The following is a 16,061-nucleotide window of genomic DNA, read 5'->3' as shown; positions in this document are numbered from 1 at the left end:
GGCCCCAAGTGATCCGCTTGACGTGCCTTCAGCTTTCCGGAGCTGAAACTGTAGCGGGTATGCTCAGCGGCGCTCCTCCAACCGAAACGGGCCCCACAGGTTTCGATTCCCGAGCGATCCGTTTGCGCATCGCTGCCGACAGTCCATAGCGAGCATGCGCCCTTCGAATGGAGGACGTGACGTCCGACATCAATGCACTTTGCAGCGTGTCGACCTTGGCGATCAGCGTCGACAGCTGCGAAGATATCTTCCTCACGTCGACCCGTTCGTCCGTAATGCTCTGTCGCAGGGAAAGCAGCACCAATGAATCCTGCTGCAGCAGAGCTGCATTCTGCTGCGCTGAATCATTGTTCTCCTTCAGCAAGGCAGTCTGTCGCTGCTGGGCAGACTGAATGTCCTTCAAGGCAGCGACGACCGGATCCGGTTTTGCCGCGGAAGCCTTTTGGCGCGGAAGCAGTTCAGCCAGGCTGCTGACATTCAACGACGGAAAACCAGACGGCAACGTATAGATCGCCGCCGAGCCATTGATGGCCAAGGCACACACCGACAGGGCCAGGACCGATTTCCGGCTGGACCGCTTGATCGGCACTGGAGCTTCCGCGGCTGCGGGTTCGTGTGCTGCTGCGGCGGCTGCAAGTGCTGCAGGGTCGAGCTCTTCAGCGAAGCCTTCCGTTTCGAAAGTCGTGGTCACGTGCATTGACCCCAATGAGCGAGCAAAAGGAAGCCGCCCCTGGAGCGTCCTCACGACAACTCCTTTACGCAGCACCCATAGACAACTGTCTAAAATTGTGGGCTTTTTGGATTAATTCCACGTTAGCGGCCTGGCCGGCTGACGGGCTCTGCGACTCCGGCCAATTACGGGGGTTAAGCCCCTCACCCCAGCAGCAGATTTCTCCACAACGGATTTTCCGAAGAATGGCAGAATGCCACTGTTTTGCCCGACGCGTCAACCGGATTTCGCGACGAATGCAGAAGGCATTGTGCCAGCAGCACTTAGCTACTGTGCATGGGGTTGTTTTTACGTTTTTGGCTAGTCGCTCAATCGAGAGGATGGGCTCGGGTACCAACTCCTTCACCAATCAATGCGCAGTGGCCGATCGGTTAGGCGGCGGATTCCAGAACTCCGCTCAGACAGGTTCAACTGTTATGCGCAGCCAATTTGGTCCCACGGTAAAATGGGAACGGGGCGCGATGATCCATTGCGCCCATCCTGTCTCTTCGCCCCTTCGCTCGCAGACTACAAACCTGGCCCTGTCGGGCTGGGAACGCGTCTGGGCGACATAGTTGTTCGTCGCTCGACCTGCGCGTTGGCGTCCAGCACCTTGTCGCCAGCTCGTGCGGCTCGCGGCCGGCTGATCTGGTCCGAAATGCTCGTGCCCCTCCCTGGCTGACCTTCTGAACCACCTTGAGCCTGTGTTGCCGACCTGTTTCGGGAGGACGCCAGGCCAGTGGTCATTTGATCCTCATTGCTCGTGCCGCTCCCAATCGCGCCGATCGGCAGACCGTTTTGGGCATGACCAACCCCGGCATTTCTCGCGGCCTGGGCTGCCGAGCGCGACTTCGCAGGCGTGGCGGGCTGAATGTTCGGATTTGTCGGTTGGCTGTTGGTGCCCGGATTTCCGCCGGTGGCGGTGTCTTTCGTCCCCAGCCCTGGGGGCGCTGAGGCAGCCGCAATGCCTGCACTCGTCCCCATTCCAGAAGGTGCCGACCCGCCAGCGCTGGCGCTACCCGCCCCCGTCCCCATGCCCGCTCCGGCGGACCCTGCATTTCCGCCGCCTGCTTGTGCCAGGACCAACAGAGATGAGCTTACGACAATCGCGACAATGACCGGAGGGATGGCATGGGACATCGGACAATCTCCATCGCCAAGCCAATTAACTATAATTGTGGCACAGGGTTCCCGCTCCGAATTCGCAGTTGAAGAAGCGGTCGCTGAGATAGTTCTAGTTCTGCCAACCGAAGCAGGCGAAAGCCGTGCCGTCCGGCCCGACTGGACCACGAAATCAAATACGACAGCGACGCGGACACGTGATCCGCGCTGGAGATGACGTTAAGCTGCTGACGAAGGCGCGAGCGCGCTACTCCTCATCCAGCAGCTCGAACAACTCCTCCACCCGCTCGAGCGGCGCGTCCCGCATCGGGCTGTGATAGACGACGCGATCGCCGTCGCGTTGCAGTGACTTGCCCCGCGACTTCCGCAAGCGCCCCGGCAGGAACGTCGCGGCGACCGCTCCGGGACCGACGTCGAGGCGGATGATGCCTCTGCGTTTGCATTCGATCCTGAGCCAGGCTGCGGCGAAGAAGTCGCGCGCCACTTTCGGCAGCGGGCCGAAGCGGCGGGAGGTTTCTTCCTCGAGGTCGTCGAGGTCGTCCTCGTCATTGCATCGCGCGGCACGCGCATAGAGTTCCAGCCGCACGGGCTCGGACTGCACATAGGTGTCGGGCAGCATGTCCCCGACCGGCAGATTGAGGTCTGGCACCCACACTGCGGCCCGGCCCTCATCGACCTTCTCCGAGGCCATTTTCAAGAGGTGGCTGTAGAGCACGGGCCCGAACACCTGAACGTGGCCGGATTGCTGCTCCGAGAACAAGTCTCCCGCACCTCTGAGATCGAGGTCGCGCTCGCTGATGGCAAAGCCGGCGCCGGGTCGGCTGAACTCCTCGAGCACGGCCAGCCGCTTCTCGGACTGCCCGGACTCCGTCTCGGTCAGCAGATGGGCGAAGGCGCGGATACCGCCACGGCCGACTCGGCCGCGGAGCTGGTGCAGCTGGGCAAGGCCGAACTTTTCGGGCCAGCACACCACGATGGTGTTTGCGCGGGGAATGTCGAGGCCGCTCTCCACGATGTTGGTCGCGAGCAGGACCTCGGCCCTGCCCTCGACGAAGCTCATCATGCGGTCGTCGATTTCGTCGGCCGCCAGTCTGCCGTGCAGACAGACGATGCGAAGGTCGGGAGCCACCGCCTGCACCCGCGCCAGCATGGGATCGAGATCCTGGATGCGCGGACAGATCAGAAAACTCTGGCCGTGGCGCCGCTGCTCGCGCAGCAGCGCGGAGGCGATGGCGGCATCCGAGAGCGGTGCGATCCGGGTTGCGACCGGAAGCCGGTGCACCGGCGGCGAAGCGATCACGCTGAGGTCGCGGAAGCCGGCAAGGCCGGCGGCGAGCGTCCGCGGGATCGGCGTCGCGCTCATCATCAGCACGTGAACGTTCTTGGCGAGCCCGGAGAGCTTTGCCTTTTCGGCCGCGCCAAAATGCTGCTCCTCGTCGATGATGACGAGGCCGATATCATCGAACTTGACGTCCTTGCCGGTGAGCGCCTGCGTGCCGATCACGACCTTGATCCGGCCGCTGCGCAGTCCCTCCTTGGTCTCGCGCAGCTCCGCGCCTGATGTCGCCCGCGACAGGTTGCCGACCTCGATGCCGAACGGAGCAAAGCGCTTCTGGAACGTTGCGACATGCTGCCGTGCCAAGACCGTCGTCGGCACCGCGACCGCCACCTGCTTGCCGGACAGCACCACGGCGGCGGCCGCCCGCAGCGCCACCTCGGTCTTGCCAAAGCCGACGTCGCCGCAAATCACCCGGTCCATGGGGTGACCGGAGGCAAGATCATCCAGCACGTCGGCGATCGCCTTGGCCTGGTCGCTCGTCGTGAAATAAGGGAAGCGCGCCACGAACTTCTCGTAGGCCGATCCCGGCGGAACCAGCTTTTCGGCGCGCCGCCGCCGGCGCTGGCTGATGTGCTTGGCCAGAACCTTGCCCGCGATCTGGATTTCGCGTTCGGCTGAGGTGCGGCGTGCCCACCATGTGCTGCCGTCCGCCTTGTCGAGCGCGAGCTTGCCGAGCTCGGCTGAGTAAGGCCACATCAAAGCGAGATCGGGCGGCGGCACCAGCACCGCGTTGTCGCCTGCGAACTTCAGGCGGATCATCTCCCGCAGCGCGCCGCCGCCGGTGTTCACGGTCTGCAAGCCGTCGAGAACGCCAAGGCCGCGCTGGAGATGGACGACCACCGTGCCCTGCTCGGGCACATCGGCATGATCGAAAGCCGCACTCCAGGCGCGCGCCATCGGCTGGGGATGATGCGCCCGGCTGCCGAGCACGTCGGACGCCGTCACGATGGCAAGAGGCTTTTTCCCGGCAGGACGAAGCCCGCATCGAGATCGGCCAGCAGCGCCGCCTCGCCGTTCCGCCCGCTCGTCACCTCGTCCCAGTCTTCGCAGCGCTGCGCCTTGACGCCGCTCATCCGCTCCATCACGCGCAGATCATCCTCCTGCGCCGCGACGAGGATCAGGCGCGAACCGGCCCGCCGCGTCTCCTCGACGAAGGCCCGCAGCGCCTTCCTTGCAGATGTCAGCTTCGAAAATTCCGGCGTGGTCTGGAGCGGCGCCGTCCGCGGCAACGCCTTCATGCCCTTGGCGAGCCGTTTCCAGTCAGCCCGCCCGAGATATTCGCGCTCCCGCTCGGCACGGGGCGCGGCTTCCTCGATCGTGCTCAGCCACGCGTCGGCGTGCAACGGCACGCCTGCATCGGCGATCCATTGGCGCGCCCGCAATAATCGAACAGGCTCGCGCGCTTGCCGCGTTTGCCGGCAAAGGCAAGCCGCTCGGACATGGGATCGACCAGAAGCTCGCTGGTCTCGAAGATGATGTCGTGCTCTTTCGGATCGAACGCCACGATCCGTCTTATCGCGCGATCCGAATGCTCGATCCGGAACGGCCCCAGCGCGCCTGCGGGAAATATCTCGAAGGTCTGGCCATGAAACAGCGCCCCGCCCGGATAGTCCGGCTCGTCGTCGAGATCATATCCGAGAGCTTCGAGGCGTGCCTCAAGGTCACGCTCGGAGAACGCGCCGCCCACCTTCAAGCTCACGCTCAGGCGCGACAGGCTCGCAGGCGGCGGCAGGCGCTCCATCACGGCTTCCGCCGTCGAAACGAGAAAGAGCGGCTTCTTGGATCTTGCGAGGCGTCTCAGGACCGAGGCTCGGCGCCCCGCGAGTTCGTGGGATGGCTCCAACTGATCGAACGGCAAGGTGTTCAAACGCGGAAACACCAGAACCTCGCAGGAAGGGTCGAGCGCGTGAATGACACTGCCCAGCCGCTCGGCCCTGTTCTCGCTCTCGGCAAGAAAAACGAGACCGCTGCGTCCGGACTGCTTCCATTGTGCAAGCAGATGGAGGGCCATCATCCCGAGGGGCGACGAAGACGAGATCGTTGCGCGCTGCGACCCCTTGCTCTTCTTGGGCGACTTCTTGGTGGCCCGCGCGTTTTTGGAAAGCCTCACTTGAATCCGTCTCTGGTCGTAAACCGCCGGCAACTGAACGCGAGCCGCTCTCATCCTGATTCGGCTGCTCGGCGCCATGCATATGGGATTTGCCCGGCGAACGCACGCTCGTGGGCAACGTCCGGGACGCCATCGCGATCCCGGCAGCTTGGCCGTTGATCGCCCAGCAGATCGGAACTGGCTCCGTTCCGACGCGTGAAATGCGGTCCATGCTCTCGACGCGAAAGTCAATACAATCGAGACGCTCTACTCACTGGCAGGCACGAAAAAGCCCCAGCGCTTGGAGCCACGCTGGGGCGTTCGTTCAAATGAAGCGGTTAAGCAATGACGTCTTCATAGCAGCGATCTCGCCGAGCGTTTGTGAACTGGTTCACACGATTTGCGCCAAAACGACCTCAGTGCGAAGGCGCTGAGGTCGCCAACCTTTGTGGGGAAGGTTTTCTCGCGGCCCGGGGGCTTTTGGGGTTGGGGATGGGCCGTGAGCCTAGAATCTACGCGCGCCGAGCGAAGTCGTTCCAAGAAAGTGGGCCAGATGTCTGCCGGCGCGGTCGGCGCACTGATGATCCGACCTGCCGGAACCGGGTACCGCATCCTTCCGGTTTGAGCATGCACACGCCGCGCGCTAGGATCTCTCTTTTACGGAGGCTCATTTGAAACCATTCATTTTCATCGCGGCCATCGCACTGCTTGCAATGGCTCCCGCACGCTCACAGGCGCTGGTCGACCCAAGCAAGGTTGCCCCCGAATATCGGGAGGCGGCCGAGAAGCGCCGGGCCGAGCAGCTGCGGCAGCGCGAATGCGCGATGAAGGCGGATCTCGAGAAGGTGCTGCCCAGGGATCGCACCGCTTATCTCAACCACTGTCTGGACACCATGGCCGCCAAGCAATAGCGGCTGCGCGCATTCTGCGAACAGCGGCCCACTTACCCGCATTGGCTGTCACCAAGCCTGTCCGACAAGCCGGGAAGGCATTCAGGCTTTCTTCAGACATTTGGGATCACCTGAACACCCCACTTCAACAGTCATTGTCGATCGCGCATGAGTTTCGTCCAGATTCAGTGCACGCGCTGCAAGGGCGTGTTTCGCGATCGCGCCGGCCGGTTGCAGGACGGCTATTCCAGGCAATGTCCGAGCTGCGAAGTGGTGCTGTTCTTCGCAGAGGATTCCCAACACCGGGGCGAGAGGATTAGCTCACCGCCGCGGCTTTCGCGGAAACAGGCGGTCGCGGATGTAGCGCGAGGTCGGCGTCAGGCGGATGCCGCGGGGCTTCTGCCAGGCGGCGCGGTCGATCTCCTTCTTGTCGCCGATCGCTAGCCTGCCCTTGGCGCCCTTGGCGATGAAGATCGCATCGCTCATCTTGCGGCCGGAGCGCTTGTTTCTCGCCTTCACTTCCTTCCAAAGACTGATCCGGCCGAGCTTCAGCTCGGGCAGCTCTTCCTTGATCTCCCGCCGCAGGCAGTCCTTCGCGGACTCACGCGCACGCTTGCGGCCGCCTGGGAACATCCAGAGGCCGTCCGACCGGCGTCTGACCAACAATACCTTGCCGCGTCTCGCGGCAACCAGTTTGGAAGACTTCGCCATTACTGCCGTAGATCAAGACCAGAATCGTCCAGATCGTAACTTGTCTAGTCGAACAGACAAGTTCGGGCGCATTTTGATCGCAGGCCACGGAGCCGTGCGCTCCTGGTGCGACATGGCGGACCGAGCGCGCCGTCGCGGCGCGAGATCAGCCCTCGCTCACCTTCGGCCGGTCCTCCGTCCTGATCCAGGCCATCATCATTTCCCAGGCCACCGACAGGATGATCGGCCCGATGAACAGGCCGACGATGCCATGGGCGAGCGTGCCGCCGATCACGCCGACGAAGATCACGATGGTCGGCGTGGTCAGGCCGCGTCCCATCACGAGCGGCTTCAGCATGGTGTCGATGAAGCCGACCAGGACGAGAAACACGGTGAGCAACAGCGCCGTGGTCACGTCCTTGGCGGTCCAGATCCAGATGATCACCGGCAGCAGCACGAGGAAGGCGCCGATCTGCACGATCGAGAGCAGCAGCACGATGAAGGCGAGAAGGCCGGCGCTCGGCACCGCCGCGAGCTTGAAGCCGAAGCCGGCGAGCAGCGCCTGCACCACCGCGACGCCGATCACGCCTTGCGCCACGGCGCGGATGGTCGCGCCCGCAAGCTCCAGGAAATGCTCGCTCTGCTCGGGCACGATCCGGAACAGGAAGCTGCGGCCGGCCGCAACCAGCCGCGGCCCGTGCGGAAACAGGAAGCCGGCGACGAACACGGACAGCAGGAACTGGACCGTTCCGAGACCGGCATCGCCCGCGAGCGACAGCAGCGGTCCCGCCAGCGGCTGAAGATACGGCGCCACCTCGCGCAGCACCGCGCGGATATTGGTGTAGGCCTGGTCCCAGAGATCATAGAGCCAGGGGCCGACCACTGGCCACGATTTGAGCTGCTCCGGTGCCGACTGCAGCGCGAGGTCGCCGGTGCTAAGCTGGTGCGCCAACTCCCGCACACCGTCGACGGCGCTGAGGCCGAGCCAGGTCGCAGGACCGATGACGATGCCAAGCGTGATCAGGGTCAGGATCGCTGCCGCGGTCTTCGGCCGGCCGCCGAGGATCTTGGCGACCCAGCTGAAGGCCGGATAGAAGGCGACCGCGAGCACGCCGCTCCAGGCCAGGATCGGCACGAATGGGCGGATGATCAGGAAGGTCCAGATGATCAGCAGGCCGAGCAGGCCGAGCCGGATCACGAGCTGGATGATATCCTCACCCGTCAGGAGCTGACGGAGACTTTTCACGGCTACAGCTTTCCTTGCGACATGAACGCAACTTCCGGCGCTTGCGAGGCCTAGCCGTTATTGCCAGCAACAAGCCGGGCGTCAAGGCGACCGGTTCCCGCACGATCCGCTGACTAGGAACGCATCGGACCAATCGGCATTTTGAGGACGATGACGGCCGGACCCAGAGAGCCTGATGCACATGCGGGAAGTCACCGCGGCGTCCACTATTCGCTGAAGCCGAATGCCGCGCCGGGCTACTGGCGCTATGCCTATGCGATCGGCGACAGGGTCCGCTCCGGGCGGGTGCAAGGCAAGCTCCCGCTGCTCGCCATCAGGCGCGTGCAGATGCGCATTGACCGCGACTTGCGGCCTGGCTTGGCTAACGCCCGTTAAGGGGATTTCTCTGGGCCAGTTTACGCCGCTGCAAAGGCCCGTGGCTACCGTGGGTTGAGGTCCCCAAAAAACATTCTGTGCAATGGCCAACAGCATCTGGACGATCGAAGAATTCACCTGTGCGGGTTGCAGCATGAGCTACACCGCGACAAGGGAAGAACATGCCGAAGAGCATTCCGGGAGCTTCAAGTGCAGCATCTGTAGCAGCGTGGTGCATAGCTGGTCGGGCAAGCATCACTTCTTCGGCTGGGAAGCAGTGAAGACCAAGCCGCCCGTGTTCGGACGGCGCTGGGCGGGGGTTGGATGGTAGGGCCGAGGCATCGGTCGCGCTCGATTGCCCTGCAAAGCCAGCTAAGGCCTGTTTACAGTCGCTAGTTTGCGAGGAAAGCCGCGACGAGATTGAGGAGGCCGGCAAAGCAGGCGTCTGTCTTTTCGTAGCGAGTTGCGATGCGGCGGAATGCCTTGAGCTGGCAGAAGAAGTTCTCGACCAGGTGGCGCCATTTGTACATTTCGGCGTCGTGCGGGATGCGCCCGGCGCGGTCGGCCTTGGACGGGATGACCGCTGCGGCGCCGCGTTGGTTCAGATTGGCGCGCAGCCAGTTATTATCGAAGGCCTTGTCGCCGATCAGCGCTTCAAAATCGAGGCCAGTGATCAAAGGCTCGACGCCAATGCTGTCGTGACGCTGGCCGGGCAGCAGGGTGAAGCGAATGAGATTGCCGAGTGCGTCGACCAGAGCCATGATTTTGGTAGTCAGGCCACCACGCGAGCGGCCTATGGCCTGATTTTGAGTCCCCTTTTGCCCCGGTGCCATGTTGGTGGACCCGGACGAGTGTGCCGTCGATCAGGACATATTCGAAATCGGGATCGTCACAGAGAGCTTTGAAGACCCGCTCCCAGACCCCCTTCTGCGCCCAGCGCCAGAAGCGCGTATACACTGTGAACCACTTGCCGAACGCTTCCGGCAGATCTCGCCACGGCGAGCCCGTGCGCGCAATCCAAAGAACTGCTTCGATAAAGAGCCGGTTGTTACGCCCGGTGCCGCCGGGATCACCGGCTTTGCCAGACAATTCCGGCGCAATCCGCTCCCACTGCGCATCGCTCAACATCAATCGAATCAAGGCTGATCTCCAATTTTCAGCCTTGAATCAATTTTCTACTGATTTGGGAATCCTGTCTGTAAACAGGCCTTAGTTCACCGACCGCATTGTGAGCCGCGATCAGCCGCCACCGAAATTGGAGGGATCGAGATTCCTGTTCTCCGACGGCGGGATCGGCCGATAGCCGGGAAACCTGTACCAGCCGGGCGACACGACCGCGCGCGTGTCGGGGCGGACCACGACATGGTGCCGCGGATGCGCGTCACGCCTCGGCGCTGCGGCAGCCGAGGTGCACGCTGACATCAGAACAAGCAAAGCCAAGACAGAGCGCATCGCACGGGCTCCTGACGTCCCCGCCCATCATGTGGTCAGCAGAACCTGCTCGCACCATTCATCTGCGCGTCACAACCGGTCACATCGGCGAGATCGCCGGAAAATCTGCCCAATTGCGCCGTAGGCGTTTGGACTCCGTTCACCGATCGCCGCTAGATCAGGGCGGATCATCCGCGCCGAACATCAGCCATGGCCGACCTCAACGCCGTCCTCACCAGGCTCAACGACCGTCTGCTCCGTCTCGAGGGCGAGCTGTTCGTGCTGCGCTCGCTGGCACGCGCGACGCTGACGGCAGGCGATGATCACGCGGCGCGCATGCGCAAGCTGGTCGAGGCTGCGAAAGTCGCGCTCGACGACGAGGCCAAGCGTCCGCTCGACAAGCCGACGCGCAAATATGTCGATGCGGCAACCGCACTGGTGGAAGAGCTCCTGGTCGAGCCGACCCCGGCGCGGCCGCTGTTCACGGTCATTGACGGTGGCCGGCGCGACTGAACGGTTCAGACAGGAGACGATGGACCGAGACCCGCGCTTTCGGCCTTCAGCCGGCCGAGGCCTGCCTCGATGATCGCGATCTCCTCGTCGATCTGGCCGATTGGCAGGCTGAAATCATAGCCCGACCTGCTCTTCAGATCGACGGCGAGCCGCTGCCGGTGCATCATCAGCTCGTCGAGGCCACGCCGGTTCTTCAGTCGGACATAGGTGTCGACGATCTGCTCAATCGCGCTGGGCATGAAATTGGTCCCGGCCAAAAGGCCCGCGCGGCGCACCCACGCCGGCGGGACATTCTCAGGTCGCGCTACGCAATACAAATCCGCGACGGATTCGTCGATACGCCAGGCTGGTTGAGAACGTATTACCATCAGATGATGTCGTGATGCGCTGTGCATTGTTGATAACCCGCGCAAACGCAGCGCGGGTGGTGACAGGACGTCCGGACGTGATATCGGGGGATGACGCAGCTGCGAGACAGATCGGACATCCATGCGCATTACCCTCGTCGGCTCCCGCCATTTCGGCGTGACCACCCTGAACATGCTCCGGGAGCACAGCGTCTCGATCGTGCGGGTCGTAGTGGCCGATGCCGAGGATCGCCTCGCCGCGGCCGCCAGGGCGGCCGGCATCGAGGTGGTGGTCCAGGCCAATCCGAAGCTGGTGGTGGCCTCCGAGATTGGCCCCGATACGGATCTGATCATCACGGCGCACAGCCACGCCCGGATCGGCAAGGACGCGCTCGCCGCCGCCAAGTATGGCGGGATCGGCTATCACCCTTCGCTATTGCCGCGCCACCGCGGCAAGGCGGCAGTGGAATGGACCATCAAGCAAGGCGATCCGGTCGCCGGCGGCACGATCTACCACCTCGCCGACCGCATGGACGCGGGCGCCATCGCCGCCCAGGACTGGTGCTTCGTCAAAAAGGGCGAGACGGCGCGGGAGCTCTGGGAGCGCGCGCTGGCGCCTCTCGGCCTCAAGCTGCTGGCCGACGTGATCGACTACATCAAGGTTCACAAGGCGCTGCCGGCCAAAGTTCAGGACGAGCAGTTCGCGACCTCGGCGCCGAGTCTCTACTGACGTTTACCCTTAACGTGAGCCCGCGTTGATTCTGCTTCGAAAATCGGAGCCAAGAACCCAAATAAACCATTGTTCCCACAGGAACAATTTTCGATTTGGCATTGCAACAAATTTCCGTCACATTTCGTCAGAATAAACGTCAGCATATCAGACAAGTTCAAGGACGGAATTCATGCGTTTTGGTCGCATTGCGGTGTTCTGTGCCGCCTCAGTTTTCGCCGGCACCCTCGCCGCTCCCGCCTTCGCCCAGGGTCCCTATGACGGCAATTGGCAGGTCACGATCGTGACCAAAAGCGGCTCCTGCGAACCGACCGCAAGCTCCATGCTGACGGTTGCCGACGGCAAGATCACCGCGCCCGGCGCTAACGTTTCCGGCACCATCGGCCGTGAGGGACTTGTGAAAGTTTCGATCAATGGTGCATATGCCAACGGTCAACTCAACGGCAACGCCGGATCGGGGAAGTGGAATGGAGCATCTGCAGGCATACCATGCAGCGGGCGGTGGGAAGCATCGCGCCAATAAACCAACTGAGGCTCGCGCTAGAGGCCGGCGGCTGCTGATCGCGGCCGCCGTTTTGTTTGCGGCGGGTATCGCCCACACCGAAAGCAAAGCCCAGGCTGGCCCGTTTGCCCCGATGGCAGGCAGTTGGAGCGGCGGCGGTACTGTCATCCTCGATGACGGCTCGACCGAGCGGATCCGCTGCCGAGCCAAATACGCCCCGATCGGTCCGACCATGGAAATGTCGCTGACCTGCGCCAGCGACGCCTACAAGTTCAATCTCGGGGCCAGCGTCAAGGCAGAGGGCAGCGCCATCACCGGCAACTGGTCCGAGGCCAGCCGCAATATCAGCGGCTCGCTCCAGGGCCGCGGCGGCGGCGGAAACTTCGAGGTGGTCGCCTCCGCCGCCGGCTTCAACGCCAATATCGCGTTGAGGACGAGCGGCAACAAGCAGACCGTCACGCTGCGCGCCGACAGCCAATTCCGCGGCGCCAATATCTCGATGACGCGCTGAGCCAGATCACATTCAAGACCATCGACCCGGCGACCTCGCCGGGTCTTTTTATGCATTCGGCACGAACGCCGTGACCTCGATCTCGACCTTGGCCCGCTCGTCCACGAGACCGCCGATGTAGAGCAGCGTCGAGGGCGGGAAATTGCGTCCCAGCGTTTCCTTCCAGGCCGCGCCGATGCCGGTACCGGCGGCCTCATACTCGCTGCGGCTGGTCAGGTACCAGGTCAGGCGGACGATGTGCTCCGGGCCGGCGCCCGCCTCGCCCAGAAGCTTGATGATCCGTTTCAGCGCAGTCGCAACTTGCGCCGCCATGTCGGGCGCGTAGTTGCCGCTCTCGTCGCCTCCGGTCTGCCCGGCCAGCGCCACCCACCGCCCCGGGCCGTCGACCAGGACGCCATGGGAAAAGCCGCGCGGTTTTTTCCACTCGGCCGGCTGCAAGATGCGCATGAGCGAAGACCTCCCGATTTTCTCGTTGTTCGCTGACGCCTTAGCACACTGAGCTGCATCGCTGCATCCGCAGATTTGACCGTTGCAAACGGCGTCGATGTCGCTGATACCGGCTTTCCCCTCAGGTACGATTTCCCGCACTCACACCTATGACGACGACACCGTCCAAATCGATGGCTGCACTTTGGATGGCCGGCTGGCTCGCGCTGATGCTCGTCATGGCGGTTGCCGGCCGCGAGACCACGAGCGAGCTCAACGTCTTCCAGATCATGGAAGTGCGATCTGTGATCGGGTTGTTCCTGCTTCTGCCGATCATCTACCGCGCCGGCGGCTTCAAGGCGGTCGCGACCAAACGCCTGCCGCAGCACCTCGCGCGCAACGGAGTCCACTATTTCGCGCAGCTCGGCTGGTTCTACGCGCTGGCGCTGATCGGGATCGGCCAGGTCGTCGCGATCGAATTCACCATGCCGATCTGGACGGCACTGCTGGCCGCAACTTTCCTGTCCGAGCGCATGACCGTCTGGAAGATCGCCGCCGTCGTACTCGGCATCGTCGGCGTCGTCATGATCGTGCGGCCCGCCACCGGCGAGATCAATCCGGGCCAGCTGATCGCGCTTGGGGCCGCGATTGGCTTCAGCATCTCCATGATATTGGCGAAGTCGCTGACCCGGACCGAGAGCGCATTGTCGATCCTGTTCTGGATGATCGTCGTACAGATGGTCGTCGGCCTGCTACCTACGCTCTACGTCTGGACTTGGCCGTCAGCCTCCATGTGGGGTTGGCTCTTCGTCATCGGAGTCTGCGGCACATTCTCGCACTACTGCCTTGCCAGCGCTCTCCGGTACGCGGATGCGACCATCGTGGTGCCGATGGACTTCCTGCGGGTTCCGCTCACGGCAACCGTCGGCTGGCTGTTGTATTCGGAGCGTCTCGACACCTTGACCGTACTGGGCGCGGCGCTGATCCTGTGCGGTAATCTCCTCAATTTAAGGCCGCCATCAGTGGTTCCAGCCCGTGCGCGGTGAACCTCGCGCCGCCTCGCGCGACAAAACGAAGTGGCCGTGTGATTTGGATCACGTTGGGGAAGCATTCCATCGTGCACATTCGGCCACACAGCAGCGGGTTGAACGCAGCGGACCGCCGTTTTGGTGGCGCGAAGTCGGGCACTTCGTGTAGGTTCGTTGCCAATTTGTTGCTGCCTGCAATTCGATTCTGGGGGATTTCAGAATGCGCTATCTCACCCTCCTCGCTTCGCTGATGTGCATGGCACTGTCGATCAGTGCTGCGAAGGCTGACCGCCGCGTCGCCTTCGTCGTCGGCAACGGCTCCTACAAGAACGTCGCGCAATTGCCGAACCCGCCGATCGACGCCAAGGCGATGGCGGCGACGCTGCGCAATGTCGGCTTCGAGGTGATCGAAGGGTCCAATCTCAGCCGCGACCAGATGACGGAGAAGCTGCTCGATTTCGGCCGCAAGGCGCAGGGCTCCGACATCGCGCTGTTCGATCATGCCGGCCACGGCATTGCCGTCAGCGGCACCAACTATCTCCTGCCTGTCGACGCCGACATCAAGTCGGAGATGGACGTCAAGCTAGGGGCCGCCATCAACATCGACCTGACGCTCGAGCAGACCATGGGCGATGCCAAGGTCAAGCTCGTCTTCCTCGATGCCTGCCGCGACAATCCGTTCGCCGCCAAGATCAAGTCGAACTCGGCGACCCGCAGCGTCAACGTCCAGAGCGGTCTCGCCGAGATGAAGTCCGGCGAAGGCACGCTGATCGCATTCGCCACCGGCCCTGGCCAGACCGCGCTCGACGGCCAGGAGGGCAACAACAGCCCGTTCACCCGTGCGCTGATCGACAACATCACCAAGCCCGGCGTCGAGATTCAGCAGGCGATGACGTCTGTGCGCGCCCAGGTCAATGAAGAGACCCGCAAGGGCCAACTGCCCTGGGGCCACACCAACCTGACCGGCTCCGTCTATCTCAACCAGGCCCCGGCAACGCAAGTCGCCAACGCGGCGCCGACCGCGGCCGGCACCGTGCCGGCGGCAACCGGCGGCGGCTCGGACGGTGTCGAGCTCGAATATTGGCGCTCGGTGAAGGAGTCCAACAAGCCGGAAGAGCTCAACGCCTATCTCGCCGCCTATCCGAACGGTCAGTTCAAGGCGCTGGCGCTGGCACGCCTTGCCGCGATCAAGAGCGGCCCCTCGACCGCGACCCGCACGCTCAACGCTGGTATCGATCCCGCGACCTTTACCGACGAGGCCACCCAGCTCACCGAAGACCAGATCGGCCTCGACAAGAACCAGCGCCGCGACGTGCAGCGTCGCCTGACCGGCCTCGGCTTCGACACCAAGCAGACCGGCGTGTTCAGCGACGAGACCCGCGCCGTGCTCAAGCGCTGGCAAGCAGCGCGCGGCTATCCTTCGTCCGGCTACCTCAATAAGCACCAGCACAAGGCCCTGCTCTCGGAGATCGTGGCCGCACCGCCGACCGCCAGCGATAACAGCCAGAAGGCGGCTCGGCGCGCTAGTGCCCCGCCCCCCAGCAGCGCGCCGGCACCGGCTCCCCAGCGTAGCAACCCCGGCGATGCTGCCGGCGCGGCCTTCGTGGGTGGCGTCGTCGGCGGTATGATGGGCGGCATGTTCCGCCGCTGAGGCAGGACTGCAGCATCAAAACAAAAGCCCGGCTCGCGCCGGGCTTTTTCTTTGGTACAACGGTGTCGCAGCATGCTCCGTCATTGCGAGGAGCTCGCGACAAAATTGCAGAGCAATTTTGCGCTGATGCGACGAAGCTATCCAGGCTGTCACCGCGGAAAGATTCTGGATTGCTTCGCGGAGCCTGCCATCGGGCCGCGCTTCGCGCGGACCCGTTGGCTCGCAATGACGACGTTGGCTACGACTTCCCCGCAGCCTTCCGCAGCGCTTCGTTGATGCGGTCCTGCCAACCCGGCCCGCCCTCCTGAAAGAACTCCAGCACGTCCTGGTCGATACGCAGCGTGACCTGCTCCTTGATGCCGGGAACGGCGGTTTGCTTGGGCGGCGCCACGGCGACCTTGGCCGTCACCTTCTTGAATGCCGCCTCGGCTTCCGTTCTGGCATCGCCCAGCGTACGCGGCCGCCTCGGTTGATCCGCCATGT

16 protein-coding genes and 2 pseudogenes are annotated in these 16,061 nt (G+C 63.4%); 9 read left to right on the top strand and 9 right to left on the bottom strand.

From position 1 onward, the window contains the following. Window positions 1-28: 28 nt before the first annotated feature. Together ACSKB8_RS31350 and ACSKB8_RS31345 are read right to left on the bottom strand one after the other, a co-directional pair. Entirely contained in the window at window positions 29-697 is a 669-nt protein-coding gene (locus ACSKB8_RS31350) for a hypothetical protein (RefSeq protein ID WP_438108261.1), read from the bottom strand. 1,381 nt (window positions 698-2,078) lie between these two features. After that, a pseudogene (locus ACSKB8_RS31345) lies at window positions 2,079-5,184 on the bottom strand (DEAD/DEAH box helicase). A gap of 746 nt (window positions 5,185-5,930) precedes the next feature. Here ACSKB8_RS31345 and ACSKB8_RS31340 point away from each other — a divergent pair. Next, complete coding sequence (locus ACSKB8_RS31340; RefSeq protein WP_438108259.1) at window positions 5,931-6,170, top strand: hypothetical protein; 240 nt, start codon at window positions 5,931-5,933, stop codon at window positions 6,168-6,170. A 300-nt stretch (window positions 6,171-6,470) separates the two neighbouring features. Here ACSKB8_RS31340 and ACSKB8_RS31335 read toward each other — a convergent pair whose 3' ends face one another. Then, window positions 6,471-6,860 (bottom strand): NUDIX hydrolase, encoded by a 390-nt coding sequence (locus ACSKB8_RS31335; protein ID WP_091897831.1) that lies wholly within the window; start codon window positions 6,858-6,860, stop codon window positions 6,471-6,473. A 145-nt stretch (window positions 6,861-7,005) separates the two neighbouring features. Further along, window positions 7,006-8,085 carry an AI-2E family transporter gene (locus ACSKB8_RS31330; protein WP_128941147.1) on the bottom strand — a complete coding sequence of 360 codons (1,080 nt, stop codon included), beginning with the start codon at window positions 8,083-8,085 and terminating at the stop codon, window positions 7,006-7,008. A gap of 150 nt (window positions 8,086-8,235) precedes the next feature. Between ACSKB8_RS31330 and ACSKB8_RS31325 the strand changes: the two genes are divergently transcribed. Further along, the gene (locus ACSKB8_RS31325; protein ID WP_438108257.1) at window positions 8,236-8,460 is read left to right on the top strand and encodes a hypothetical protein; all 225 of its coding nucleotides are present in this window, start codon (window positions 8,236-8,238) and stop codon (window positions 8,458-8,460) included. A gap of 82 nt (window positions 8,461-8,542) precedes the next feature. Further along, window positions 8,543-8,770, top strand: coding sequence for a hypothetical protein (locus tag ACSKB8_RS31320; RefSeq protein ID WP_438108255.1), 228 nt, complete (start codon window positions 8,543-8,545; stop codon window positions 8,768-8,770). Window positions 8,771-8,831: 61 nt separating this feature from the next. On the opposite strand, the pseudogene ACSKB8_RS31315 reads toward ACSKB8_RS31320, so the two are convergent. Together ACSKB8_RS31315 and ACSKB8_RS31310 are read right to left on the bottom strand one after the other, a co-directional pair. Next, window positions 8,832-9,567, bottom strand: a pseudogene (locus tag ACSKB8_RS31315) (IS5 family transposase). Window positions 9,568-9,678: 111 nt separating this feature from the next. Further along, window positions 9,679-9,891 (bottom strand): hypothetical protein, encoded by a 213-nt coding sequence (locus ACSKB8_RS31310; protein ID WP_438108253.1) that lies wholly within the window; start codon window positions 9,889-9,891, stop codon window positions 9,679-9,681. A gap of 189 nt (window positions 9,892-10,080) precedes the next feature. Between ACSKB8_RS31310 and ACSKB8_RS31305 the strand changes: the two genes are divergently transcribed. Further along, a complete protein-coding gene (locus ACSKB8_RS31305; RefSeq protein WP_027575377.1) occupies window positions 10,081-10,383 on the top strand; it encodes a hypothetical protein in 303 nt (100 codons plus the stop codon). Between the two features lie 5 nt (window positions 10,384-10,388). On the opposite strand, the gene ACSKB8_RS31300 is transcribed toward ACSKB8_RS31305, so the two are convergent. Continuing rightward, a complete protein-coding gene (locus ACSKB8_RS31300) occupies window positions 10,389-10,622 on the bottom strand; it encodes a hypothetical protein (protein ID WP_438108251.1) in 234 nt (77 codons plus the stop codon). 250 nt (window positions 10,623-10,872) lie between these two features. Between ACSKB8_RS31300 and ACSKB8_RS31295 the strand changes: the two genes are divergently transcribed. The 3 genes from ACSKB8_RS31295 (at window position 10,873) to ACSKB8_RS31285 (ending at window position 12,473) form a co-directional block, all read left to right on the top strand. Then, window positions 10,873-11,460: a formyltransferase family protein gene (locus ACSKB8_RS31295; protein WP_438108249.1), complete on the top strand. Its 588-nt coding sequence runs from the start codon at window positions 10,873-10,875 to the stop codon at window positions 11,458-11,460. A gap of 172 nt (window positions 11,461-11,632) precedes the next feature. Next, complete coding sequence (locus ACSKB8_RS31290) at window positions 11,633-11,983, top strand: hypothetical protein (RefSeq protein WP_091897812.1); 351 nt, start codon at window positions 11,633-11,635, stop codon at window positions 11,981-11,983. Beyond that, window positions 11,928-12,473 (top strand): hypothetical protein, encoded by a 546-nt coding sequence (locus tag ACSKB8_RS31285; protein ID WP_165405230.1) that lies wholly within the window; start codon window positions 11,928-11,930, stop codon window positions 12,471-12,473. The genes ACSKB8_RS31290 and ACSKB8_RS31285 overlap by 56 nt, the downstream gene beginning before the upstream one ends. Before the next feature lie 48 nt (window positions 12,474-12,521). Here the strand turns inward: ACSKB8_RS31285 and ACSKB8_RS31280 are convergent, their stop codons facing one another. After that, window positions 12,522-12,920, bottom strand: a complete 399-nt coding sequence (locus ACSKB8_RS31280; RefSeq protein WP_438108247.1) for a RidA family protein — start codon at window positions 12,918-12,920, stop codon at window positions 12,522-12,524. A gap of 149 nt (window positions 12,921-13,069) precedes the next feature. On the opposite strand from ACSKB8_RS31280, the gene ACSKB8_RS31275 reads away from it, so the two are divergent. Both ACSKB8_RS31275 and ACSKB8_RS31270 read left to right on the top strand, forming a co-directional pair. Further along, on the top strand, window positions 13,070-13,945 hold the full coding sequence (locus ACSKB8_RS31275; RefSeq protein ID WP_438108245.1) for a DMT family transporter: 876 nt from the start codon (window positions 13,070-13,072) through the stop codon (window positions 13,943-13,945). Window positions 13,946-14,147: 202 nt separating this feature from the next. Continuing rightward, a complete protein-coding gene (locus ACSKB8_RS31270; protein WP_438108243.1) occupies window positions 14,148-15,578 on the top strand; it encodes a caspase family protein in 1,431 nt (476 codons plus the stop codon). A 238-nt stretch (window positions 15,579-15,816) separates the two neighbouring features. Here ACSKB8_RS31270 and ACSKB8_RS31265 read toward each other — a convergent pair whose 3' ends face one another. Further along, on the bottom strand, window positions 15,817-16,059 hold the full coding sequence (locus ACSKB8_RS31265) for a BrnA antitoxin family protein (protein WP_091897797.1): 243 nt from the start codon (window positions 16,057-16,059) through the stop codon (window positions 15,817-15,819). Window positions 16,060-16,061: the final 2 nt, after the last annotated feature.

The organism is Bradyrhizobium sp. BR 1432, from assembly GCF_051547705.1.
GTDB classification, from domain to species: Bacteria; Pseudomonadota; Alphaproteobacteria; order Rhizobiales; family Xanthobacteraceae; genus Bradyrhizobium; species Bradyrhizobium zhanjiangense.
This window is presented reverse-complemented; position numbering and strand designations above follow the sequence as displayed.

What these genes read in the sequence shown, in the direction of transcription:
- ACSKB8_RS31350 (WP_438108261.1), bottom strand. Translation starts at nt 697, where the DNA reads ATGCACGTGACCACGACTTTCGAAACGGAAGGCTTCGCTGAAGAGCTC.
- ACSKB8_RS31335 (WP_091897831.1), bottom strand. Translation starts at nt 6,860, where the DNA reads ATGGCGAAGTCTTCCAAACTGGTTGCCGCGAGACGCGGCAAGGTATTG.
- ACSKB8_RS31325 (WP_438108257.1), top strand. Translation starts at nt 8,236, where the DNA reads ATGACGGCCGGACCCAGAGAGCCTGATGCACATGCGGGAAGTCACCGC.
- ACSKB8_RS31320 (WP_438108255.1), top strand. Translation starts at nt 8,543, where the DNA reads ATGGCCAACAGCATCTGGACGATCGAAGAATTCACCTGTGCGGGTTGC.
- ACSKB8_RS31310 (WP_438108253.1), bottom strand. Translation starts at nt 9,891, where the DNA reads ATGCGCTCTGTCTTGGCTTTGCTTGTTCTGATGTCAGCGTGCACCTCG.
- ACSKB8_RS31305 (WP_027575377.1), top strand. Translation starts at nt 10,081, where the DNA reads ATGGCCGACCTCAACGCCGTCCTCACCAGGCTCAACGACCGTCTGCTC.
- ACSKB8_RS31300 (WP_438108251.1), bottom strand. Translation starts at nt 10,622, where the DNA reads ATGCCCAGCGCGATTGAGCAGATCGTCGACACCTATGTCCGACTGAAG.
- ACSKB8_RS31295 (WP_438108249.1), top strand. Translation starts at nt 10,873, where the DNA reads ATGCGCATTACCCTCGTCGGCTCCCGCCATTTCGGCGTGACCACCCTG.
- ACSKB8_RS31290 (WP_091897812.1), top strand. Translation starts at nt 11,633, where the DNA reads ATGCGTTTTGGTCGCATTGCGGTGTTCTGTGCCGCCTCAGTTTTCGCC.
- ACSKB8_RS31285 (WP_165405230.1), top strand. Translation starts at nt 11,928, where the DNA reads ATGGAGCATCTGCAGGCATACCATGCAGCGGGCGGTGGGAAGCATCGC.
- ACSKB8_RS31280 (WP_438108247.1), bottom strand. Translation starts at nt 12,920, where the DNA reads ATGCGCATCTTGCAGCCGGCCGAGTGGAAAAAACCGCGCGGCTTTTCC.
- ACSKB8_RS31275 (WP_438108245.1), top strand. Translation starts at nt 13,070, where the DNA reads ATGACGACGACACCGTCCAAATCGATGGCTGCACTTTGGATGGCCGGC.
- ACSKB8_RS31270 (WP_438108243.1), top strand. Translation starts at nt 14,148, where the DNA reads ATGCGCTATCTCACCCTCCTCGCTTCGCTGATGTGCATGGCACTGTCG.
- ACSKB8_RS31265 (WP_091897797.1), bottom strand. Translation starts at nt 16,059, where the DNA reads ATGGCGGATCAACCGAGGCGGCCGCGTACGCTGGGCGATGCCAGAACG.